The sequence below is a fragment of the Planotetraspora mira genome (genome assembly GCF_016863275.1).
Taxonomy (GTDB): domain Bacteria; phylum Actinomycetota; class Actinomycetes; order Streptosporangiales; family Streptosporangiaceae; genus Planotetraspora; species Planotetraspora mira.
The window spans coordinates 20,992-41,301 of sequence record NZ_BOOO01000054.1 but is presented as its reverse complement, the minus strand read 5'-3'; the positions used below and the strand labels follow the sequence as shown (position 1 = coordinate 41,301).

Below are 20,310 nucleotides of genomic sequence, written 5' to 3'. Positions count from 1 at the left end.
GCCGTACAAACACGGAAGGACCCGGGGGCGACGCTGCCCAGGTCCATTAGTCCGTAGGGTAGCTCACAGCATGTTGAGGTCCAATGTGGGTCCATCGTGTGAACACCAGGTCACGTGGATTAACACCGTAACCTCTTGCTCACATTGAGTGGTCGCCCGTGTGGCGGAAGGGGGCTGGGAGACCGATGGCAACCGGGACGGTCCGCTACTGGGCCGCGGCCAAGGAAGCCGCCGGAGTCGCGGAAGAACCGTTCGACGCGGAAACCTTGAAAGACCTGCTCGCCGCGATCGGAGGGAACCCGGACCTGGAGCGGGTGCTGCGGCGCTCGTCCTTCTTGATCGACGGTCATCCGGCGGGCACGCGCGATCCGAGTGTCGTACTCCTCCCTGAGGGTGCCGTTGTCGAGGTTTTACCGCCTTTTGCCGGGGGATGAGGCGCTAGTCTCAACGGCAGGCCAGCCCTGGAGGAACCCGGATGCGCAAGCTGATCGTCACTCTGATCGTGCTTGCCGTCCTGCTCGCCGTCGTGGACAGGGTCGCGGTCGCCGGCGTCCAGCGCGAGATCGCCAAGCAGGTCGCGGCGAAGTACGACCTCACGACGCCTCCCACGGTGGAGATCAAGGGCATCCCCTTCCTCACCCAGGCACTCCTCGGACGTTATGACGAGATAGCCGTCGGGATCGGGCCGATGACCGTCGAGGACGTCGAGCTGTCGAAGATCGACGCCACGCTGACCGGCGTGACGGCCCCCCTGGGCGACCTGATCCAGGACCCCTCGAAGGCCGACATCCGGGCCGAACACGTGACCGGCACCGTGGTGATCCCCTGGGAGACCATCGCCGCCCGTGCTCCGCGTGGCATCGAGATCGACGGCGCGGGGGACAAGGTGCGGGTGTCCGGCACCGTCAAGGCGCTGGGGCGCTCCCTCCCGGTCACCGCCGACATGAAGATCAACGTCGTCTCCGGCGCCGTGAAGCTGACCCCGGTCGGCGTGAAGGTCGCGGGCGGTTTCTCCGTCCCCAACCCGGAGAGGTTCATCACCTTCACTGTGCCTGTCAAGGACCTGCCGCTCGGCCTTAAAATCACCAGCGTGAAGACGACCCCCGATGGGCTCGCGGTCGAGGGCACCGCCAGCGATGTCCCCCTCCGGTGACCTGGGCCACACTCCTGAACCCGACGGCCCGGCCGTACGTGATGAGGGTGTGAGTCCAGCCGCAACCGCCGCCGACGAGCTCATGCGCGCGCTGGTGGAGGAGCACGGTGGGCCGCTGTACGGCTATGTGCTCCGCCTGACCGGAGATCCGGGAAGGGCGGAGGACGTCGTGCAGGAGACGCTGCTGCGAGCCTGGCGCCATCCGTCCGTTCTCGGGGCGCGCCCTGTGCGCGCGTGGTTGTTCACCGTCGCCCGCAACCTCGTCGTCGACCAGCATCGGGCCCGCCAGGCCCGGCCGCAGGAGACGGGTGACGAGGCCCTGGCCGTGGTCCCCGCGGACGACGAGCTGGAAAAGGCCGTCGAGTCGTGGGCGGTGGCGGAGGCGCTGGCCTCGCTCAGGCCGGAGCATCGCGAGGTGCTCCTGGAGACGTACTACCGGGGGAGATCGGTGAAGGAGGCGTCAGAGGTCCTCGGCATACCGGCAGGCACGGTCAAGTCGCGGACCTACTATGCGCTCCGAGCGCTGAAGCTCGCCCTGGAGGAACGGGGGCTTGCGCCATGACCTGCGACGACGAGGTGCGCATGTCGCTCGGGGTCTACATCCTCGGCGCGCTGGAGGACGACGAGATCGCCGAGGTCGAGGCCCACCTGGACGGATGTCCCGAGTGCCGGGCCGAGCTGGCGGAGCTGTCCGGGCTGCCGCGCGCGCTCGCGCTCGTCTCCGAGGACGACATTCGGCACGCCGAGGGTCCGCCGCGGGCCGTGCTCGACCGGCTGGTGGCCACGTCCGTCCGGCGCAGCCGCTGGTCGCGGGCCTTCCTCGCCCTGGCCGCGTCCGTGGTGGTCGCGGCGCTCGGCGGTACGGCATGGCTGACGGTCAGCCGCGGAGCCGGAGACTCGCCGACCGCGACATCGCAAAGTGAGATCGCCGCGGCGAAGCCGGGCACCCCGGCCGTCGCGGCCGAGGACGGCGCCGACGCCGCGGCCCCCACCGCGGCCCCCAAGATCCTTTCCAGTAGTCCGCAGGCGGCGCCCGACAGGGCGGGGACGATGAGGCGGGAGGTCACGGACGGCGACGTGCGGCTCGGCGTCCGCCTCACGGCCGAGACGAGCGGTACGAAGGTCGTGTCCTGGGTTCGCGGTGTCCCCGCGGGCACGGTGTGCCGGTTGTGGGCCATCGGCAGGGACGGCACGAGGTCGCCGGCCGGAAGCTGGAAGGTGCCCAAGGGGGGCTACCGCCCCGGCCAGTGGTACGACGGCTCGATCGAGCTCCCGATCGGGGAGATCACGCGCTTCGAACTGTCCACCTCCGACGGAGGGCTCGTGACCCTGCCCGTGTGACCGCTCGACCCGTTCCTGTGACGGAACCGCTGTGATGGGTGTGCCTTCTCGGGTAGGCATGACGGGAATGAATCCGCGCGGAAGGCGGGTTGCACAGCACGATGGTCGGAATCGTGGTTCTTGGTGTGACGCTCGTCGTGGGCGTGATCATCGGATTCGCCGTGAGGCGCCGCGACGGGAAGGTGCGTGCCGTGAAGCAGGTGGTCTCCGACGCCCGCGCGGTGGTGACGAGCGACGATCTCGGCGTGGAGCTGGGCGAGCGCGTGACCCTCGTGCAGTTCTCCACCGCCTTCTGCCAGCCCTGCCGGGCGACCAGGCGGATCCTCCACGACGTCGCGGAGATGGTGCCCGGTGTGCGGCATGTCGAGATCGACGCCGAGTCGCGGCTCGATCTCGTCAGGCGCTTCGATGTGATGCGGACGCCGACGGTCCTCGTCGTGGACGTCGCCGGCAACGTCGTGAAGCGGGCGTCCGGCCTGCCCAGGAAGGCCGACGTCATCGCGGCCGTCGGCGTGGCGGTCGACGGTCCGTCTCACGAATCGTCTCATCAATCGGACAGCGTGTGACAGATGGCGAGACGGCAGGTACTGTCGTGGTCATGACTCCCACGACAGAGCTGCTCACGAAGCGGCGCGCGGTGGACTTCTGCCGCGTGGCCACCTCGCTCTGTCGCATGGCCTGAGGGTGATTCCCGCGGCTTTCGCCGCATTCCGTGAATCGTTCAGGAGCATCCCACGATGCAAATCGACCCTCGAGGCCCCCGGTTCGGTGCGGCCGTCACGACTCTGATTCTCGCGATCACCCTGGTGACGCGCAGCCCCTGGCTGCTCGCCCTGCAGGCGGTCGTGTTCGCGTTCGGTGCTTTCGACGCCTCCCCGTACGGCCTCCTGTTCCGGAGACTCGTGCGGCCGCGGCTGGGACCGCCGAGCGAGTTGGAGGACGCGGCACCACCGCGCTTCGCGCAGGGCGTCGGGCTTGGGTTCGCGATCGTGGGGTTGATCGGGTTCGCGGCAGGAATCACTCCGCTGGCTCTGGGTGCGACAGCAGCGGCACTGCTGGCCGCCTTTCTCAACGCCGCCTTCGGCCTCTGCCTGGGCTGCGAGATGTACCTGATCATCCGCCGTCTACAACCTGGGAGAACACAATGAGCCGCTCCGCCGTCCTGGTGGATGCCGACTGGGTCGAGGCCAACCTCGACACGCCCGGTGTCGTGCTCGTCGAGGTCGACGAGGACACCAGCGCCTACGCCAAGGGCCACATCCGCGGTGCCGTGAAGATCGACTGGAGGCAGGACCTGCAGGACCCGGTCCGCCGTGACTTCGTCGACAAGGCGGGCTTCGAGGCCCTCCTGTCGGCCCGTGGCATCGCCAACGACGACACCGTCGTCCTCTACGGCGGCAACAACAACTGGTTCGCCGCCTACGCGTACTGGTACTTCAAGCTTTACGGCCACGAGAACGTCAAGCTGCTCGACGGTGGCCGCAAGAAGTGGGAGCTCGACTCCCGCGAGCTGGTCGAGGACGTGGCGGCCCGTTCCGCCACCACCTACACCGCCTCCGAGCAGGACCTGTCGATCCGCGCCTTCCGTGACGACGTCGTCGCCGCGATCGGCAAGCAGAACCTGGTCGACGTCCGCTCGCCCGACGAGTTCACCGGCAAGCTGCTCGCCCCCGCCCACCTTCCGCAGGAGCAGGCCCAGCGTGCGGGCCACGTGCCCACGGCCCGCAACATCCCGTGGTCGAAGGCGGCCAACGACGACGGCACCTTCCGCTCCGACGACGAGCTGAAGGACCTCTACTCCGGTGAGGGCGTCGACTTCGGCAAGGACACCATCGCCTACTGCCGCATCGGGGAGCGCTCGGCGCACTCGTGGTTCGTGCTGCACGAGATCCTCGACCAGGCGAACGTCAAGAACTACGACGGTTCGTGGACCGAGTACGGCTCGCTCGTGGGCGTGCCGATCGAGTTGGGGGAGGCCCGCTGATGACCGTTCAAGCACAAGGTTGCGCAGCTCCGGAGCAGACCGTCGCGCTGCCGGCCGGCATCGACCTGTCGACGCAGGCCGTGATCCAGGGTGTCGTCTCCGGCGCCGGCACGGCCTACGCGCGCCTGCTCGACCACTCCGGCGAGTTCACCGGTGAGGTCGTCGTCTCCGACGAGGGCATCTTCCGCTTCTTCGCGGCCCCGGGCCAGTGGACCGTCCGCATCATCGCGGGCGGGGGCGTCACGAAGGACGTCTCGGTCGAGGCGAAGCTCGGCGAGGTCTCCCAGCTCGCCGTCGCCGTCTGACCTACGCACGCACCACCGAAAGGCCGGCACTCTCACCGAGTGCCGGCCTTTTGCTTTCTCGCCCGTGCCGCACCGTGACGATCTCGCCGCGATGGCGGGGTGATGGCGCCTCGAACCCGATAACATGCGGCAGATGTCCGGAACGTCCGCGCTCCCTGCCCCGATCCAGGCTGCCGCTGCCCCCAAGGCGACCTGGACGCTGTCGCCGTACGCGCTCCCGTTGCACACCTTCCGCATCGCCGCGCAGTGCGCACTGCCGCTGATCATCTGGTTCTCCGCCGGGCGACTCGTGCGGTGGGCGTTGCTGCTGCTGGCGGCGACCCTCTCACACGGGTCGTGGTATCAGGCCCGCCTGGTCGTGGTCCTGTTCCTCTTCACGCTCGTCGTGATGATCTCTCTCGCGACCACGGTGGGCATGTTGTACGTGATCCGGGGCGCTCTGATGGAGACCCGGGCCCGCAGGAACGCGAGCGAGGCGCAGGAGGGCCTGTTCGGGGCGCTCAACCGGACGGCACTGGTCTTCTCAGGTATTTACATGACCTGGGGCTTCGTCGACCAGGACCTCCGCGATTTCTTGAACATCGACCTGTTCCGCCAGCCGGACGGGATCCTCGTCGACGTCATGGCCGGCCGGGAGAGCACGGTGATGGGGGGCCTGATCAGTCTCGACTGGAAGGTCTCGCTCGTGACGGCCGTCGTGGCCTACGGGGTGAAGACCATCTTCGGCCGGCGGCACGAGGCGGGACAGGGCCGGTTCTCGGGGATCGTGGCGACCTTCGGGGAGCTCGCGTTCGTCTTCTACGGGCTCAACGCCATCGGGGCCGCGGTGGGCGTCCGCTCGGCCTGGATCGGTGACCGGGCCGTGGTCGCGGGTGGGGAGAAGTTGGCGACGGACGCGCAGAGTGCGATCCCCGGATGGGAGACGTTCTGGTCGGACATCTGGCCGAATGTGATCTCCGGACTCGCCCTTCCGCTGGCGTGGCTGACCATCGGCATCCTCGTCTACGGGGCCTACGCGGAGGACACGCAGACCACGATCAGGGGCACGCCCCTCGAGGTGGCCGCCGCCCGGCTGCAGGACACGCACAGCCTGACCCGGCGGGCCCTCTCCAAACTCACCGCGGGATGGACCGAGCGCTGGATCCCACTGCTCAACTCCCTCCGGCTGACGGCCAGGGGAGGGGCGCCGCTGTTCGGGCTGTTCGCGCTCTGCTACGTCGGTCTGCACATCGGCGGCGACTATCTCACCAGGGCGGGTCAGTACCTGGTCGCCAGCGACAAGCCGTACTTCTGGTTCATCACCGACGTCCCGGTCTTCTTCGTCTCCGAGTTCGTGGTCACGACCCTGACCATGTGCCTCATCGCCGCGACCTTCGATCTGGCGGCCACCCGTGACCGGCTGCGCCGGCCCCGGGTCACCGGGTGAACCTGAGCACCTGGTCTTGCTTCTCCTCGGTCGTGACCGACGCCTTCATCGAGTCGTCGAACGACTGGCCGGGCACGTCGCGGGTGATGCTGGGCCGTACCAGGACCTCGATCTTGTCGGCGACGGACGTCGGGACCACGCCCATCAGCTCGATCTTGTACAGCGTCCCGACCTTGTTCTCGGCCGTGGCCGAGGGAGTGGTGTCGTTGACGAGCTGCGCGAGCCAGGTGCGGCCTGACCCGTCCGTCAGCTTCACGTCGGGGGTGCCGTGCCGGATGGCGCCCTCACCGTCCAGAGCCGTCCTGGTGACGACGACCTTCATCCACTGACGTGAGGGGTCCGGCTTCGCGCTCGGACCCGGATCGGCTATGGGCCACAAGGCCACCCGCCACGACACGTGTTGCCAGGTTGCGGCTTGTTTGGGCTTGACGATGTGGATGTGGTCGCTTGGCCGGCCGTACTCGTAGACGCCTCGGGCGAACCAGAGCGGAAACGCGATGGCGGCGGCCACGGAGAGGAACGCGCCCGACCCCAGCAGGACGCGCCGCCGACCGCGTGACATCTTCTTGCGCGCGGGAGGAGGCGGCGGCGCCGGCGGCGAGGGCCGCCTGTAGTGGGCGGGCAACTCGACGCGGGTGCCGGGGACGGCGGGGAAGGGCACCGTCATGGTGTGCTCCTCCTCCGACAGGGCCGGCCAGACCCGCAGGTCCCCGACCGGCCGGAGCGTCCCCGGAATGGGTATCGAGGGAGGCTGGGGCGGTGGGCCCGTGTAGGTGATGTCCATGTCCGCCGGCTGGTCCAAAGGCGGGGCGAACCAGTCCCGGGAGTCGGGAGAGCCGGGGTCCTGCCGGTCTCCGCCCATCGGCGTCTCGCTCACGTCAGAACCTCGCACGTCTTCCCGATTCTTCGGCTCATGAGGTCTTGGTCACCAGGGGGTGGTACGCCTCTGCCCGTGAGATCAGCCGGGCGGCGTCCGCGCTGGTGAGGCCCAGGTCGATCTCCGCTTCTGGCGCGGAGTTGTCCACGACTATCGCGGCGACGGGCGGGATGAAGACGAAGCGGACGCCCGGTATGGCGGCGGCGGGAACCTCGTAGACGAGGGTTCCGGCGGACCAGAGCCCCGGCTGGACCTGCTTGGCGAAGAAGGTGAGCGACTCATCCACCTTGTCGGTGGGCTTGTATCGCTTGCCGTCCGCGGTGAGAAGCTCGGGCGGCCCCAGCTTGCTCAGCTGCATGGGCTCGCTGCGGGTGGTCGCCCTGAGGTTCACCAGAAGGAACAGGTAGCGGGTCGCGACCTTCACGGTCTCGCTGGAGAAGTTCCGCGTATCCACCATGTGTGCCGCCGTCACCGACGTCACCTGCACGGTGTAGCGGTTCGTCTCCACGGGCCGGCCGATCTCGCCCTTGGTGGTGAGGAAGGAGCCGCGCTGCTCGTACGGCATGGCGTTCGACTGGGCCCACACCGCGGCCGCCGCCAGGGCGATCCCGGCGACCATCGCCGCGACGCGGCCGACGACGCTCCGCCGCTCCACGGGTCTGCGTGCCTGCCGCGGGGTGGTTCCCGGTTCCTGTCGCGTCATCGTCATCACCCGCGCTCCCGCGTCACTGGGAGGGTGACCTCCGCGGCCACCGTGGGGACGAACCCGTCGTCGTCATCGTCACCGACGAGTTGCCAGTAATGCGTCTGGTCCCGTAGTCCGAGCGGCTCGTAGACGAAGCTGCCGACGTCCAGAGTGACTGAGGTGGGAGCCGTGGCCGTGGGCTCGAGTTCGAACTTCACGAGCACGGTCGTCGCCACACCAGGCTGCAGAAGCCCGGTCTTGACCCCGAAATCCGTCCCGTAGACCTCGGGTCCGTACTTCGTCTTGATCTCCGGTCGCATGCGGAGGATGGAACCCGCGAAGTTGAGGGGCATCGACCCGATCTTGTCAGCCTCCGGGAGGAGGCCGATGCCTGTGGTCTCATCGCCCAGGTTGGTGACCTTGAGAGTGAGCACCAGGTAACGCTTGAGATCGCCGAAGGTGCCCGGCTGGGTGGTGTCGGCCGCCTTGACGAACTGCGTGCGGAACTGGCCCTGGTCGATCATCTTGCCTGGAGCGACCTTCGGGGGTGGATCGTCGGCCGCCTGGGCGAAGCCGCCGGAGACGGCGGTCACGCCGATGCCCGCCGCCAGCACCGCGGAGGCGACCGGAACCAGGACCGGACGTCGACGGCGGCTGCCGCGGGGGGATGACATCATGGCACCGGATGGTAGTACGCCCGCAGTCGAACCATTAGCCGCATTCGTCCCATCGCTGGCCGGAATTGCGTCCGAATGCCGAGAAGCCCGTCCTGATAGGGCTTATAGCTCCTACGCTGTGACCCAGGCGGACATGGAGGGCTTGTGGGCGACCCGCACCCGGAGCATGCTCAGCTTCAGGCGGACCGTATCTACCTGGGCTGGCAGTACGCCCTGCTGCATTCAGATCCGGGGCCCCCACCCAAACGTCCCGCCCGGGAGGACATCGAAGAGGCGGACGCCCAAGCGCCCGCCGAGGCGGAATGGGCCCAGCGGGAGCGGCTCCAGGAGGACATGCTCAACCGCCCGGTCCGGATCTTCCGCCGTTTCATGGCCGTCGTCGCGGTCGGCATCTTCGCCCTCGGGGTGACGCAGATGCTCGCGTGGTCGTTCGTGCTGCTCGGACTGGTCGCGGCGGGCGGTGTGGCCGGGATCTGCACCTATGCGATCGTCCAGGGCAACCGCGCGGTCGGCGTACGGGTGAACGAGCGCCTCGCTCGGGAGCAGCGGACGCAGGAGCGGCGCGAGCGCGAGATCATGACGGCCCAGGAGGAGCACGCCGCCGAGTACCGTGCCTGGGCCGAGAAGAAGACCACGTTCGACAAGCAGCTGAACTGGTACGCGGTGGCCGTGCCCGACGAGATCGACCGCGTCGACGTCGCAGGCGGGACGCTCGCGGGCTGGTCGGCCCTGATCACCCTGATCGGCGCGACCCGGCTCTACAGCGGCGGTCACCTCACCGTGCTCGACCTGTCCGAGGGGGCCATCGCCAAGGACCTCATCGAGCTGGCGAAGAGGGGCGGCGACGACCCGCTGGTGTGGGTGCTTCCGGTGGACCTGCCGCGGCTCGACCTGGGTGCCACGCTCAAGCCGGAGGCCTTCGCCGACGTGCTCGCCCACGTCGTGAGCGTGAGCGAGGAGACCAGCAGGGACATCGGGTTCGACAACGCCATCCTGGAGCGGGTCCTCGAGGTCCTCGGGGAGAACGCCACGATCAGCCAGGTCACCGCGGCGCTCCGGGCACTCGCCCAGGTGGGTGACCCGCGCGACGACATGAAGTACGGCCTGCTGACCGCGACCCAGCTCGAACGCATCGGCACCCTGTTCGGCCGGGGCGTCGCCGACCGCGTCGTGATCGAGCGGGCCTGGGCGCTGGAGTCGCAATTACGCAAGCTGGAGACGCTCGGCTCCGAGGCCGTACGGCTGCCGCCGGCACGGTTGCGCGTGGTCAGCATGGACCGCCAGGCGGGCGTCTTCGGCAACCGGGTGCTCGGCACCTACGTGGCCACGGCGCTCACGCACATCCTGCGCCAGTCTCCGGCGAGCGAGCGGCCCTGGTATCACACGATCATCGTGGCCGGGGCGGACAAGCTGCGCGGCGACGTGCTCGACCGGCTCATGGACGCCTGTGAGACGTCCCGTACGGGGCTCGTGCTGACCTACCGCAGCCTCACCCCCACGGTCAGGGAACGGCTCGGCAGGGGCCACGCCGCCGTCGCGTTCATGCGCCTGGGCAACGCAGAGGACGCCAGGGTCGCGAGCGAGCACGTCGGCACCGAGCACCGTCTCGAACTGGCCCAGCTCACCGAGACGTTCAGCTCGTCCGTCCATCCCCCGAGCGGGTTCTACACCTCCACCGTCGGCGAAGGCCGTACCGGCCCGGAGGAGAAGGGGGAGGGCGACCTCAAGGAGGACATCACCGAGTCGACCGAGTGGGGGCGCACCGCTCCCCAGGTCGCCGAGGGCGTGCTGCAGCGCTCGCGGGAGTTCCTCGTCGAGCCGCACCAACTGCAGCAACTCCCCACCACGTCGGTCATCGTCACCCATGCGACCGCCGAGGGGCGGCAGGTCAGGCTCGCGGACGCCAACCCCGCGATCCTCACCTTCCCCAAGACGACGCTGGGCGAGTTCCAGGAGCTGAGGCGGGTCGCGCTGCGCTCCGAGGAGCCCGAGCCGCTCGAGCTCGACGAGGACGCGCCGCCGCCGAATCTCGGTCCTCCGCCGCCCCGGCTCGACTGGCGCAAGCGGCCATGACACCGTCCGGATCCGGTAAGGGCATCGTCAACAGGGATGTGAGCACTTGATCGTTGAAGGAGTCTCTCCCCTGTTCGTCGTCAAGTGAGGGGTCTCATGCATCCGTTCCCCCTGAGCGGGCCGTGGTACCGGATCCAGGCGATCGCCGCCCCGTCGCGGAGTTCGTCTGCGGAATGGGACTTCGTCACCGTTCTCCCGGCCGTTCTGTCCGCCGCACAGCGCAACCGCCCGTTCGTCATCGGCTGGTTGTCGCGTGGTTCGGGGGCGCCGCTCGAGCTCATCACCAACGCGGGGCCGCTCACGCCGCCGCGGCCGCCCAAGCGCGCGGTCGCGAGTGACGAGGCGCCCGTCACGGGTCCTCAGCCGCTGCTCTTCCCCGGCGGTGCCCGCGGGGTCGAGATCGGCGAGGAGTGGATCGCCGACCTGGCCGACCTGGTCTGGACGCCCTGCCCCGGCAGGCAGGCGCCTCCGCTGTACGGCAGGCGCGAGCCCGAGCCCGACGAGCACAAGCGGCCGACGCTGTTCGAGTCGACGCTGGTCACGCTGATGTCGCGACCGTTCGGCTGGGTGGTGGTCGCCGAGCCGACCGACCTCCTCGACACCGAGGTCGCCCACCTGCGCACCCAGCTCAACGTCCTGCGCCAGTACGGCGACGCCTCGGAGAGGTCCCGATTCGACGCCGAGCGCGCCGAGCGCAGGATGCAGGAGCTCGACGCGTTCCGCGAGGCCGGTCTGTGGAACGTCCGTGTGCTCGCGGGCGCCGCGGGCCCCGACGAACTGCGGCAACTCGCCCCCGTGCTGGTCGGCTCGGTCGAGATGAGCCACCATCCCTACCGGCTCCGCAGCGCCATGTCCGTGCCGGCCCTGTCCGGAGCCGAGCGCGGCATCGCCGCCGGCGAGTCCGTGTACGGCTTCGCCGAGGCGCTGGCCGTCAACCTGCAGGACTCCGCCGACGGGGCGGGCGCGCCGTTCGCCGCCACGGCGGGCGCGCTCGCCGCTCTCGCGGGACTGCCGCGCCGGGAGGTCCCGGGCGTGCGGGTGGTCGACGCGGGCTACTTCGACGTGACGAGCGAGGCCGAGATCGAGGGTTCCTCCGAGCTGATCGACCTCGGGGCGATCGTGGACGGCCAGGACCGGGCGGTGGGCGCGTTCCGGGTGCCGCTGGCCACGCTGAACCGCCACGCCTTCATCACCGGCGCCACCGGCTCGGGCAAGTCGCAGACGGTCAGGCACCTGCTGGAGGAGCTCACCAAGGCCGGGATCCCGTGGCTGGCCATCGAGCCGGCCAAGTCGGAGTACGCCGCGATGGCGGGCCGGGTCGAGAACCTCGCGCCGCTGACCGTCATCAACCCGTCCGCGCCGGACAACGTGCCGTTCAGCGTGAACCCGCTCGCTCCCGAGCCGGGCTATCCGGTGCAGGCGCACATCGACATGGTCCGCGCGCTCTTCATGGCGGCCTTCGACGCCGAGGAGCCGTTCCCGCAGATCATGTCGCTGGCCCTCCAGCGGGTCTACGAGGCCAACGGCTGGGACGTCGTCACCGGAGGCGGGATCCCCGGCGCGGCGGTGCAGCCGGCCGTACCGACCCTCGAGCAGCTGCAGCAGCACGCCCTGGAGGTCATCCAGGAGATCGGCTACGGCAACGAGGTGCAGGCCGACGTCGAGGGGTTCATCAGCCTCCGGCTGCGCAGCCTGCGGGTGGGCAGCGCAGGCCGGTTCTTCGAGGGCGGTCATCCGGCCGACATCGGCGGCCTGCTCCAGCGCAACGTGGTGCTCGCCATCGAGGACGTGGCCAACGACGAGGACAAGGCGTTCCTCATGGGCACGCTCATCATCCGCATCGTCGAGCACCTGCGGATGCGTGCCCGGCAGGACCCGCGTAACGAGGACGGCCCGGCCGGACTCCGCCACGTCATCGTGATCGAGGAGGCCCACCGTCTGCTCAGGGACCGCGGTTCGCAACGGGCCTCGACCCACGCGGTCGAGCTGCTGGCCGGGATGCTCGCCGAGATCAGGGCGTACGGCGAGGGCATCATCGTGGCTGAGCAGATCCCCACGAAGCTGGTCTCCGACGTCGTGAAGAACACCGCGCTGAAGGTCGTCCACCGTCTGCCCGCGGAGGACGACCGCCGGCTCGTCGGCGCGGCGATGAACCTGAGCGAGGACCAGTCCCGCCAGGTCGTCTCGCTCCAGCCCGGCTACGCGGCGGTCTTCGCCGACGGGATGGACCGCCCGCTGCGCATCCAGGTGCCGCTGGGGGAGGACCGCGAACGCGCCATGCTGAGCCCGGTCCCGCCCATCTGCGGCCGCCGCTCGGCCGCCTGCGGCCGCGAGTGCCGTACGGGCAAGGCCTGCACGCTGGTCGAGCTGCGCGAGGCCGACCTGCTCGCCGTGGCGCCGGAATGGGCATGGCTGCGGATCTGGACCGACACGGTGATTCTGTCGTTCGTGACGAACCGCTCTCTGCCCGGTGTGCCGCGCGTCCTCGCCGACATCTGGGCCGAGTTGCCGGTCAAGCGCCGGGAGTGCCTGCTCGCGACCCTCACCGAGCGCGGCGTCGCCCGCAGGTCGTGGTCGCTGCGGACCTGGTTCGACCCCACGCTGCTCACGGAGAAGGCGTCCGAGGTCGCCGCGGGACTGCTGGACCCGGAGGACAGGGAGCAGCCGATGCAGGCGGGGGAGCGCCCGGGGGCGGCCTGGGTCATCCCGCAGGTCCGCTGGCTGCACGAAGTGGATCGGTTGTTCCCGTTCGGCCATTCCGCACCCGATTTGCGCAGCGCCGCCCCGGCGATGGAGTACACCCTGTTCGGCACCGATCCGGTCGGCCGGCCGTACGCGCACCAGGGGGTCAACGGGTCCGCGGCCGCCGGTGAGGGGGCCGTCGCGGTGGGGGTCAGGACCGAGTTGCTCGGCCACCGGGCCAAGGCCCTGCGCCACCACCCCCTGTCGATGGAGGTGGACCGCAACCGCGCTCTCGCGTGGCGGGTCATCCTCGGAGACGACGAGCACGAGGGCATCCAGCGGGACGTGGGGACCGTCGCGATCGGCGTGGAGCCGAAGGACCGGGTCAAGCACGTCGCCCAGACGATGGGCGCAGGCTGGCTGGAGACGGTCCTGTCCTGGCCCCGCCGGTTCGTCCTCCCCTTCGACGGAGACACCCCCCCGGAGTTGTCCTTCATCCCCCCCGCGTGATCATGCACAGGTTCGGCAACACCCCCACCGACCTGCCCAAACCTTGGGCGTGATCATGCACAGGTTCGGGGAAACCACATTCACCTGCACCTTCACAACTCGTGATCATGCACAGGTTCGCAAAAGTCGCCTCCTGCCTACGTCTTCACGGTTTGTGATCATGCAGGGCCGTACGGCTCCGAGCCGCGAGGCGGCCGGTGGTGGGGAGCGCGGATAGGATCTCGGGCATGAGTCAGCTTCCGTTGCGGGCGCAGCTCGCCAGTGCCTTGGGCCGCACGGCCGCGACGCTGTCCAGGGCCACCGGACGCGGCGACGGGTCGGTCATCGGCGGCAGGGTCGGGCTCATGCTGGAGCCTGATCTGCTCCGCAAGCTCGCCACAGATCGCAAGCTCGCCCTGGTCAGCGCCACCAACGGCAAGACCACGACGACGCGTCTGATCGCCTCGGCGCTCATGGAGTTGGGCGAGGTGGCCACCAACGCCTTCGGTGCGAACATGCCGGCAGGCCACGTGTCGGCGTTGTCTGGGGCGAAGCACGCGCCGTTCGCCGTGCTCGAGGTCGACGAGAAGTACCTCCCCGAGGTGCTCGACACGACCAACGCCGGGATCGTCACCCTCATGAACCTCAGCCGCGACCAGATGGACCGTGCGGCCGAGATCTGGCTGCTTGCGCAGAAGTGGCGCCGTGCGCTGGCGGGCAAGCCGGCGCACGTGATCGCCAACTGTGACGACCCCCTGGTGACGTGGGGCGCGTCCACGGCGGCCCGGGTGACCTGGGTGTCGGGCGGGCAGCGCTGGCGTGAGGACTCGTGGTGCTGCCCCGAGTGCGGCGGCCCCCTCGACCGCGGCGGTTCCAGGGAGATGGGGCAGCAGGGGTCGGTCCACTGGGCCTGCCGCGAGTGCACCTTCCATCGCCCCGAGCCCGACTGGGTCCTCGACGGTGAGGACGTGATCGACCCGCACGGCCGGCGCTGGCGGCTCGATCTGCAGCTTCCCGGCGAGGCCAACCGGTCCAACGCCGCGATCGCGCTGGCCACGGTGGACGCGTTCGGGCTCGACCCGGCCAGAGCCCTGCCGAGGTTGCGGACGGTCACGTCGGTGGCGGGCCGCTACACCACAGTGGAGCGCGACGGGCGCGCCCTGCGACTCCTGCTGGCCAAGAACCCGGCGGGCTGGCTGGAGGCCTTCGAGGTCTCCGACCCGAGGCTTCCGATCATCTTGTCGGTCAACGCCCAGGGGCCGGACGGCCGGGACACCTCGTGGCTCTGGGACGTCGACTACCGCATCCTCCGGGGGCGGCCCGTCTACGTGACCGGTGAGCGGCGTCTCGACCTTGCGTTGCGGCTCGACGTCGCCGGCATCCCGTTCCAGCTCTGCGATTCGTTCGACCAGGCGGTGGCCGCGCTGCCGCTGGGCAGGATCGACGTGATCGCCAACTACACCGCGTTCCAGCAGATCCGGACGGAGTTCGGTCGTGCAGTCTGAATTGTCAATCGTCTGGATCTATCCGGACCTGCTCAGCACCTACGGCGACCAGGGCAACGCGCTGGTCCTGGAGCAGCGGGCCCGCGCCCGGGGCGTCCCGACCCGGATCCATCACGTCCGGTCGTCCGACCCGGTGCCGCAGCAGGGCGACATCTACCTCATCGGCGGCGGTGAGGACCGGCCGCAGATCCTCGGCGCCGAGCGGCTGCGCAAGGACGGCGGGCTGCAGTCGGCGATCGCCCGCGGCGCCGCCATGCTGGCGGTCTGCGCGGGTTACCAGATCATGGGCTCGGTGTTCGGCGGTGAGGAGGGGCAGCCCGTGCCCGGCCTCGAGTTGCTCGACATCAGTTCGAGCCGCGGCGAGCGGCGAGCGGTCGGCGAACTGGCCGCGGAGGTCGATCCCGCGTTGCGCCTGCCCACTCTGACGGGCTTCGAGAACCACATGGGCGTCACCCGGCTGGGCCCGGGCGTGCGGCCGCTGTCGCGGACGATCGTCGGCACGGGCAACGGAGACGGCACCGAGGGCTGCGTCGCAGGAAAGATCATCGGCACCTACCTGCACGGCCCGGCTCTGGCGCGCAATCCCGCCCTGGCCGACCTGCTGCTCTCGTGGGCGATCGGGCCGCTGCCGCCGGTGAACGACGAGTGGTATCAGCGGCTGCGCGACGAGCGGCTCTCGGCCGTTCTGGGTGACCAGGCCTGATGGAGCGCGATCCAGCCGGTACGGCTCTCGCCGGCTAGTAGACCAGGGCCTGGACGCCCTCGGCGAGCACCTCTTCGACGAACGTGGAGGCTCCCGCGATGCGGACGCCGTCGATGATGTCGTCGACGGTGATCCCGCGCCGTGCGGCGCACTGGGTGCAGAGGGTCACACGTCCGGCCGCGAGGACGGCGTCGAGTAGATCCGCCAGCGGTGCGGCCTCGGGCAGGACGAACTCCTTCGCGCGACCGGGGAGCGCGAACCACGCGGATTCTCCGGTGAGCCAGACAGACACCGGTACGCCGCTGACCAGGGCCGCCGCCGCGACGGTGAACGCCTGGTTGCATCGCTCCGGCGCGTCCGCGCCGGCCGTCACCTTGATCACCAGTGATCGTGCCATGCTGGCAGCCTAGTCGGAGACCGATGGGCCCGCGTCGCCGCATACCGGATAAGTCGCCACAAGTCCTGCGGCTGCCGGTTGGCCTGCTGTCCGGCCCGCCCGGGGCATCTAAGCTCGTATCCCATGGACGCACATCCCGACCTCGAACCGATCGCCTTCCTCCTGGGCCGTTGGGAGGGGGCCGGCGTGATCGGCTACCCCACCATGGAGAGCGCCAACTTCGGCCAGGAGGTGGAGTTCGGGCACAACGGCAAGCCGTTCCTGACCTACCGGAGCCGCTCCTGGCTGCTCGACGCCGAGGGCGCCAAGGTCCGCCCGCTCGCCACGGAGACCGGTTTCTGGCGGATCCAGCCCGGACGCCAACTCGAGGTCTGCCTCGCCCACCCCACGGGCATCGTGGAGATCTACGTGGGGGAGGTCGTCTTCCACAAGATCGAGCTGCAGACCGACATCGTCGCCCGTACGGCCAGTGCCAAGGAGTACACGGCGGGCCACCGTCTGTACGGCCTGGTGGGCGGCAGCCTGATGTACGCCTATGACATGGCGGCGATGGGTCAGCCCCTGCAGTCGCACGCATCCGCGGAGCTCAAGAAGGTGGCGGACTTCCAGCCGGAGGACTGAGCGGTCGCAAGGCCAGGGGCCCAGGACCGAGAGCTGAAGGCCGGGCAGGCGACCGTTGAGCCGGGATCACCCAGGAGACGGTCGTTCCAGGAGAAGTCTCAAGAGAAAGAAAAAGAACCCCGGGCGGCCTCCGCCTCACAATGAGGCGGGCCGGCTGGACCATGGCCGAGGATGCTCCTCGGCCGCCGGCAGCCCGGGGTTCCGGTGTCTGTTTGAGGATTTCGCCAGGACGTCAAAGACATCCAGACGGAAGGTCCGAATGGACGACGTCCTAGCGGACAGCCACCTCGCTAGTCCAATAATGATCAACCATTGTTCGGACCACCTCCCTTCTGCGTGCTTGTACGTTATGCGAGCCCCAGAGGCAGCGGCAAGCGATTAACCGGGGAGGCCGAAATCACAGCGAGACCTACTTGCCTGTGACGCCTCGTAGACTCTGTTCATGGCTGAGACCTGGCATGAGGAGCTGCGTTCGCGCGGCTACCGGATCACTCCTCAGCGCCAGCTGGTGCTGGAAGCGATCACCCAGCTCGGGCATGCCACGCCCGAGGACATCTGCTCGCGCGTCCAGGAGACCGCCCGCGGGGTGAACATCTCCACCGTCTACCGCACCGTGGAGCTGTTGGAGGAGCTGGGCCTCGTCTCCCACACCCACCTCGGTCACGGCGCGCCCACCTATCACCTCGCCTCGGAGGCGGATCACGTCCATCTCGTCTGCCGTTCGTGCAGCAAGGTGACGGAGGTCGCCCCGGAGCTCGTCAACGGTCTGGTGGACGTGCTCGACGACCGGCTGGGCTTCGCGACCGACGTCCGCCACCTCACCGTCTTCGGCCGCTGCGGAGACTGCCGCTGACCCACGGGTCCGCGCCGTCACCGCGCGCGGACGAGGTCCGTACGGGACCGAATAGCCTTGAGGCATGCGGAGCCCATTGCTTGACACCCCGGGAGCGGTCGCCGCTGTGGCGCCGGACGAGACGATCGCAGCCCACTACGGGGAGCCCTACGCCGAACAACGTGCGCTCGCGGCCGGCCAGGCACTGGTCGACCGGAGCAACCGGGAGATCATCCGGGTCTCCGGGCCCGATCGGCTGACCTGGCTGAACGACCTGAGCTCGCAGAAGCTTGACACCCTCGCACCGGGCGTTCCCACCCAGACGCTGCTGCTCGATGCCCAGGGCCGCGTCGAGCACCACCTCACGCTCGTGGACGACGGCGACGCGGTGTGGGCGCACGTGGAGCCGGGGACCTCGGCCCAGCTCGTCGCGTTCCTGGACAAGATGCGGTTCATGTTGCGGGTCGAGGTGGCCGACGTCACCGCCGACTACGCCGTGGTCTCGGTCGCCGCCTCCGGGGCCGTTCCCGCGGTCGCACCCGCCGAGGGGACGATCGCCATCGGCGGCGACTTCCTGGTGCCGCGGGGCGCGCTGGCGGACGTCCCGGCCGAGCTGGGCCTGAGACTCGCCGGGATCTGGGCGTACGAGGCGCTCCGCATCGAGGCGCACGCGCCGCGGCTGGGCTTCGAGACCGACCACAAGACGATCCCGCACGAGGTCGGCTGGATCGGCGAGGCGCTCCACCTGAGCAAGGGCTGCTACCGCGGGCAGGAGACCGTCGCTCGGGTCCACAACCTGGGCCACCCGCCGCGGCGCCTGGTGTTCCTGCATCTCGACGGCAGTGTGGACACGTTGCCCCCGCACGGTGCTCCGGTCACGCTCGGCGCCGCGACGCAGGCCGAGGGGGACCCGGAGGCGGCCGCCGAGCCCGGCCAGATCGGCTTCGTCGGCTCTTCCGCGCGGCACCACGAACTCGGCCCGATCGCCCTCGCCGTCGTTAAGCGGACCGTGCCCGTCGACGTCGAACTGCTCGCCGGAGGCGTCGCGGCGACGCAGGAGGTCATCGTGCCGCCGGACGCCGGCCGCAACGTGACGATCGACCCGGCTCTGCGGCGCCGTCTCCGCTAGACGCCGGGAACGTCCAGCACGAGCGTGATGGGGCCGTCGTTGGTCAGGGAGACCTGCATGTCGGCCCCGAACACGCCGGTCTCGACATGTGCCCCCTGCGACCTGAGCTCGGCGACGACGGCGTCCACCAGAGGCTCGGCGACAGGTCCCGGGGCCGCCGACTGCCAGGTGGGACGGCGGCCCTTGCGGGCGTCGCCGTACAGCGTGAACTGGCTGATCACGAGCAAGGGGGCGCCGACGTCCGAGCAGGACTTCTCACCGTGGAGGATGCGCAACCCCCACAGCTTGCCGGCAAGCCTTGCGGCCTCGGCGGGCCCGTCGGAGTGGGTGACGCCCACCAGGACGAGGAGGCCGGGCTCATCGATCTCCCCGACCACTTTGCCGTCCACCGTCACCGACGCTGAGCTGACTCGCTGGACCACCGCACGCATGGCCCCGCATTCTGCCACGTCCGGCCGCTTCGTAGACTGCCCGCTATGTCCGAACTGATCGTCGAAGTGGTCCGCTCCGGGTTCGTCGAGTCCGTCCACCGGGTCCGGGTGTACGCGGTGGACGCGCACGGCTCGCCCGTCATGGTCCACGGTGACACCTCGAGCCTGGTATCCCCCCGTTCGTCGATGAAGCCGCTGCAAGCGCTCGCCATGGTCCGGGCCGGCCTGCCCGTGGAGGACGAACTGCTCGCGCTGGCCTGCGGCAGCCACGGCGGGGAACGGTTCCACGTCGACGGGGTACGGAAGATCCTGGCCGGGGCCGGGCTGGACGAGTCCGCCCTGCGCTGCCCCGAGGACCTGCCCCTGGACACCGAGGCGCTCCACCAGGTCTTCCGCGAGCATGGCGGGCCCAGCCGGATCCTGATGAACTGTTCGGGCAAGCACGCGGCCATGCTCGCCACCTGCGTGGTGAACGCGTGGCCCGTGGACGGCTACCTGCATCCGGGCCATCCTCTGCAGCGGGCGATCAGGTCCACGGTCGAGGAGCTCACCGGGGAGCGCGTCGCGGCCACCGGGGTCGACGGGTGCGGCGCCCCGCTGTTCTTCGTGTCGATGGCCGGTGTCGTGCGGGCCTTCCGCCGCTTCACCCTGGCGGACCCGGGCAGCCCGGAGCGCCGCATCGCCGACGCGATGCGCGCCTTCCCCGAGTGGACCAGCGGAACGGCGCGGCCCGAGGCCGTGCTGATGCGCGCGATCCCCGGACTGATGGTCAAGGCGGGGGCCGAGGCGTTCGACGCCTTCGCCTTCGCGGACGGAAGCGGCGGCGCCGTGAAGGTCGACGACGGTGGTTCGCGCGCCCGCGTCCCCGTCACCGTCGCCGCTCTGCGCGCCCTCGGCCTCGACGCCCCTGAGCTGGACCGGCTCGCCACCACGCCGGTGACCGGCGGGGGAGAGCCGGTGGGCGAGATCCGGGTTCGACCGGCCTCCGCATGACAGTCGC

22 protein-coding genes are annotated in these 20,310 nt (G+C 69.8%); 17 read left to right on the top strand and 5 right to left on the bottom strand.

Annotated elements, in window-relative coordinates:
• The first annotated feature begins 185 nt into the window (after window positions 1-185).
• The 9 genes from Pmi06nite_RS40015 to Pmi06nite_RS39975 all read left to right on the top strand — a co-directional run bounded on the left by Pmi06nite_RS40015 (window position 186) and on the right by Pmi06nite_RS39975 (window position 6,209).
• Window positions 186-434 (top strand): MoaD/ThiS family protein, encoded by a 249-nt coding sequence (locus tag Pmi06nite_RS40015; protein WP_203958473.1) that lies wholly within the window; start codon window positions 186-188, stop codon window positions 432-434.
• A 41-nt stretch (window positions 435-475) separates the two neighbouring features.
• Entirely contained in the window at window positions 476-1,153 is a 678-nt protein-coding gene (locus Pmi06nite_RS40010) for an LmeA family phospholipid-binding protein (protein ID WP_203958472.1), read from the top strand.
• A gap of 49 nt (window positions 1,154-1,202) precedes the next feature.
• Entirely contained in the window at window positions 1,203-1,715 is a 513-nt protein-coding gene (locus Pmi06nite_RS40005) for a sigma-70 family RNA polymerase sigma factor (RefSeq protein ID WP_275409657.1), read from the top strand.
• Window positions 1,712-2,494: an anti-sigma factor family protein gene (locus Pmi06nite_RS40000; protein WP_203958470.1), complete on the top strand. Its 783-nt coding sequence runs from the start codon at window positions 1,712-1,714 to the stop codon at window positions 2,492-2,494. The genes Pmi06nite_RS40005 and Pmi06nite_RS40000 overlap by 4 nt, the downstream gene beginning before the upstream one ends.
• A gap of 113 nt (window positions 2,495-2,607) precedes the next feature.
• Window positions 2,608-3,060, top strand: a complete 453-nt coding sequence (locus Pmi06nite_RS39995; RefSeq protein ID WP_239114534.1) for a thioredoxin family protein — start codon at window positions 2,608-2,610, stop codon at window positions 3,058-3,060.
• A 171-nt stretch (window positions 3,061-3,231) separates the two neighbouring features.
• Window positions 3,232-3,642, top strand: a complete 411-nt coding sequence (locus Pmi06nite_RS39990) for a DUF4395 domain-containing protein (RefSeq protein ID WP_203958468.1) — start codon at window positions 3,232-3,234, stop codon at window positions 3,640-3,642.
• On the top strand, window positions 3,639-4,478 hold the full coding sequence (locus tag Pmi06nite_RS39985; protein ID WP_203958467.1) for a sulfurtransferase: 840 nt from the start codon (window positions 3,639-3,641) through the stop codon (window positions 4,476-4,478). Before Pmi06nite_RS39990 ends, Pmi06nite_RS39985 begins: the two co-directional genes overlap by 4 nt.
• The gene (locus tag Pmi06nite_RS39980) at window positions 4,478-4,783 is read left to right on the top strand and encodes a DUF1416 domain-containing protein (protein WP_203958466.1); all 306 of its coding nucleotides are present in this window, start codon (window positions 4,478-4,480) and stop codon (window positions 4,781-4,783) included. Before Pmi06nite_RS39985 ends, Pmi06nite_RS39980 begins: the two co-directional genes overlap by 1 nt.
• Window positions 4,784-4,916: 133 nt before the next feature.
• A complete protein-coding gene (locus Pmi06nite_RS39975; protein ID WP_203958465.1) occupies window positions 4,917-6,209 on the top strand; it encodes a hypothetical protein in 1,293 nt (430 codons plus the stop codon).
• On the opposite strand, the gene Pmi06nite_RS39970 is transcribed toward Pmi06nite_RS39975, so the two are convergent.
• The 3 genes from Pmi06nite_RS39970 to Pmi06nite_RS39960 are packed head-to-tail and all read right to left on the bottom strand — an operon-like array spanning window position 6,199 to window position 8,448.
• Window positions 6,199-7,086, bottom strand: coding sequence for a hypothetical protein (locus Pmi06nite_RS39970; RefSeq protein ID WP_203958464.1), 888 nt, complete (start codon window positions 7,084-7,086; stop codon window positions 6,199-6,201). The genes Pmi06nite_RS39975 and Pmi06nite_RS39970 overlap by 11 nt on opposite strands.
• A 34-nt stretch (window positions 7,087-7,120) precedes the next feature.
• Window positions 7,121-7,789, bottom strand: a complete 669-nt coding sequence (locus Pmi06nite_RS39965) for a DUF4352 domain-containing protein (protein WP_203958463.1) — start codon at window positions 7,787-7,789, stop codon at window positions 7,121-7,123.
• Window positions 7,790-7,794: 5 nt separating this feature from the next.
• Window positions 7,795-8,448, bottom strand: a complete 654-nt coding sequence (locus Pmi06nite_RS39960; protein ID WP_203958462.1) for a hypothetical protein — start codon at window positions 8,446-8,448, stop codon at window positions 7,795-7,797.
• A gap of 144 nt (window positions 8,449-8,592) precedes the next feature.
• Here Pmi06nite_RS39960 and Pmi06nite_RS39955 point away from each other — a divergent pair, with 144 nt between their 5' ends.
• The 4 genes from Pmi06nite_RS39955 (at window position 8,593) to Pmi06nite_RS39940 (ending at window position 15,900) form a co-directional block, all read left to right on the top strand.
• Window positions 8,593-10,521 (top strand): hypothetical protein, encoded by a 1,929-nt coding sequence (locus tag Pmi06nite_RS39955; protein WP_203958461.1) that lies wholly within the window; start codon window positions 8,593-8,595, stop codon window positions 10,519-10,521.
• Between the two features lie 96 nt (window positions 10,522-10,617).
• Window positions 10,618-13,713, top strand: coding sequence for an ATP-binding protein (locus Pmi06nite_RS39950; protein ID WP_203958460.1), 3,096 nt, complete (start codon window positions 10,618-10,620; stop codon window positions 13,711-13,713).
• 227 nt (window positions 13,714-13,940) lie between these two features.
• A complete protein-coding gene (locus Pmi06nite_RS39945; protein ID WP_203958459.1) occupies window positions 13,941-15,197 on the top strand; it encodes a Mur ligase family protein in 1,257 nt (418 codons plus the stop codon).
• Window positions 15,187-15,900, top strand: coding sequence for a type 1 glutamine amidotransferase (locus tag Pmi06nite_RS39940; protein WP_203958458.1), 714 nt, complete (start codon window positions 15,187-15,189; stop codon window positions 15,898-15,900). The genes Pmi06nite_RS39945 and Pmi06nite_RS39940 overlap by 11 nt, the downstream gene beginning before the upstream one ends.
• A gap of 34 nt (window positions 15,901-15,934) precedes the next feature.
• Here the strand turns inward: Pmi06nite_RS39940 and Pmi06nite_RS39935 are convergent, their stop codons facing one another.
• Window positions 15,935-16,297 (bottom strand): DsrE family protein, encoded by a 363-nt coding sequence (locus tag Pmi06nite_RS39935; RefSeq protein WP_203958457.1) that lies wholly within the window; start codon window positions 16,295-16,297, stop codon window positions 15,935-15,937.
• Between the two features lie 123 nt (window positions 16,298-16,420).
• On the opposite strand from Pmi06nite_RS39935, the gene Pmi06nite_RS39930 reads away from it, so the two are divergent.
• From Pmi06nite_RS39930 to ygfZ, 3 genes are all read left to right on the top strand, one after another.
• On the top strand, window positions 16,421-16,918 hold the full coding sequence (locus tag Pmi06nite_RS39930; protein WP_203958456.1) for a heme-binding beta-barrel domain-containing protein: 498 nt from the start codon (window positions 16,421-16,423) through the stop codon (window positions 16,916-16,918).
• A 442-nt stretch (window positions 16,919-17,360) separates the two neighbouring features.
• Window positions 17,361-17,771, top strand: coding sequence for a Fur family transcriptional regulator (locus Pmi06nite_RS39925; protein WP_203958455.1), 411 nt, complete (start codon window positions 17,361-17,363; stop codon window positions 17,769-17,771).
• Between the two features lie 64 nt (window positions 17,772-17,835).
• Window positions 17,836-18,879, top strand: a complete 1,044-nt coding sequence (gene ygfZ, locus Pmi06nite_RS39920; protein WP_203958454.1) for a CAF17-like 4Fe-4S cluster assembly/insertion protein YgfZ — start codon at window positions 17,836-17,838, stop codon at window positions 18,877-18,879.
• On the opposite strand, the gene dtd is transcribed toward ygfZ, so the two are convergent.
• Window positions 18,876-19,310, bottom strand: coding sequence for a D-aminoacyl-tRNA deacylase (gene dtd, locus Pmi06nite_RS39915; RefSeq protein ID WP_203958453.1), 435 nt, complete (start codon window positions 19,308-19,310; stop codon window positions 18,876-18,878). The two genes, ygfZ and dtd, sit on opposite strands and share 4 nt — an antisense overlap.
• Window positions 19,311-19,355: 45 nt before the next feature.
• On the opposite strand from dtd, the gene Pmi06nite_RS39910 reads away from it, so the two are divergent.
• A complete protein-coding gene (locus tag Pmi06nite_RS39910; protein ID WP_203958452.1) occupies window positions 19,356-20,303 on the top strand; it encodes an asparaginase in 948 nt (315 codons plus the stop codon).
• The last annotated feature ends 7 nt before the right edge of the window (window positions 20,304-20,310 follow it).

Excerpts from the sequence above, each read along its gene's own strand:
- Pmi06nite_RS40015 (WP_203958473.1), top strand. The coding sequence starts at position 186 with ATGGCAACCGGGACGGTCCGCTACTGGGCCGCGGCCAAGGAAGCCGCC.
- Pmi06nite_RS40010 (WP_203958472.1), top strand. The coding sequence starts at position 476 with ATGCGCAAGCTGATCGTCACTCTGATCGTGCTTGCCGTCCTGCTCGCC.
- Pmi06nite_RS40000 (WP_203958470.1), top strand. The coding sequence starts at position 1,712 with ATGACCTGCGACGACGAGGTGCGCATGTCGCTCGGGGTCTACATCCTC.
- Pmi06nite_RS39990 (WP_203958468.1), top strand. The coding sequence starts at position 3,232 with ATGCAAATCGACCCTCGAGGCCCCCGGTTCGGTGCGGCCGTCACGACT.
- Pmi06nite_RS39985 (WP_203958467.1), top strand. The coding sequence starts at position 3,639 with ATGAGCCGCTCCGCCGTCCTGGTGGATGCCGACTGGGTCGAGGCCAAC.
- Pmi06nite_RS39980 (WP_203958466.1), top strand. The coding sequence starts at position 4,478 with ATGACCGTTCAAGCACAAGGTTGCGCAGCTCCGGAGCAGACCGTCGCG.
- Pmi06nite_RS39975 (WP_203958465.1), top strand. The coding sequence starts at position 4,917 with ATGTCCGGAACGTCCGCGCTCCCTGCCCCGATCCAGGCTGCCGCTGCC.
- Pmi06nite_RS39965 (WP_203958463.1), bottom strand. The coding sequence starts at position 7,789 with ATGACGCGACAGGAACCGGGAACCACCCCGCGGCAGGCACGCAGACCC.
- Pmi06nite_RS39960 (WP_203958462.1), bottom strand. The coding sequence starts at position 8,448 with ATGATGTCATCCCCCCGCGGCAGCCGCCGTCGACGTCCGGTCCTGGTT.
- Pmi06nite_RS39950 (WP_203958460.1), top strand. The coding sequence starts at position 10,618 with ATGCATCCGTTCCCCCTGAGCGGGCCGTGGTACCGGATCCAGGCGATC.
- Pmi06nite_RS39945 (WP_203958459.1), top strand. The coding sequence starts at position 13,941 with ATGAGTCAGCTTCCGTTGCGGGCGCAGCTCGCCAGTGCCTTGGGCCGC.
- Pmi06nite_RS39935 (WP_203958457.1), bottom strand. The coding sequence starts at position 16,297 with ATGGCACGATCACTGGTGATCAAGGTGACGGCCGGCGCGGACGCGCCG.
- Pmi06nite_RS39930 (WP_203958456.1), top strand. The coding sequence starts at position 16,421 with ATGGACGCACATCCCGACCTCGAACCGATCGCCTTCCTCCTGGGCCGT.
- Pmi06nite_RS39925 (WP_203958455.1), top strand. The coding sequence starts at position 17,361 with ATGGCTGAGACCTGGCATGAGGAGCTGCGTTCGCGCGGCTACCGGATC.
- ygfZ (WP_203958454.1), top strand. The coding sequence starts at position 17,836 with ATGCGGAGCCCATTGCTTGACACCCCGGGAGCGGTCGCCGCTGTGGCG.
- dtd (WP_203958453.1), bottom strand. The coding sequence starts at position 19,310 with ATGCGTGCGGTGGTCCAGCGAGTCAGCTCAGCGTCGGTGACGGTGGAC.
- Pmi06nite_RS39910 (WP_203958452.1), top strand. The coding sequence starts at position 19,356 with ATGTCCGAACTGATCGTCGAAGTGGTCCGCTCCGGGTTCGTCGAGTCC.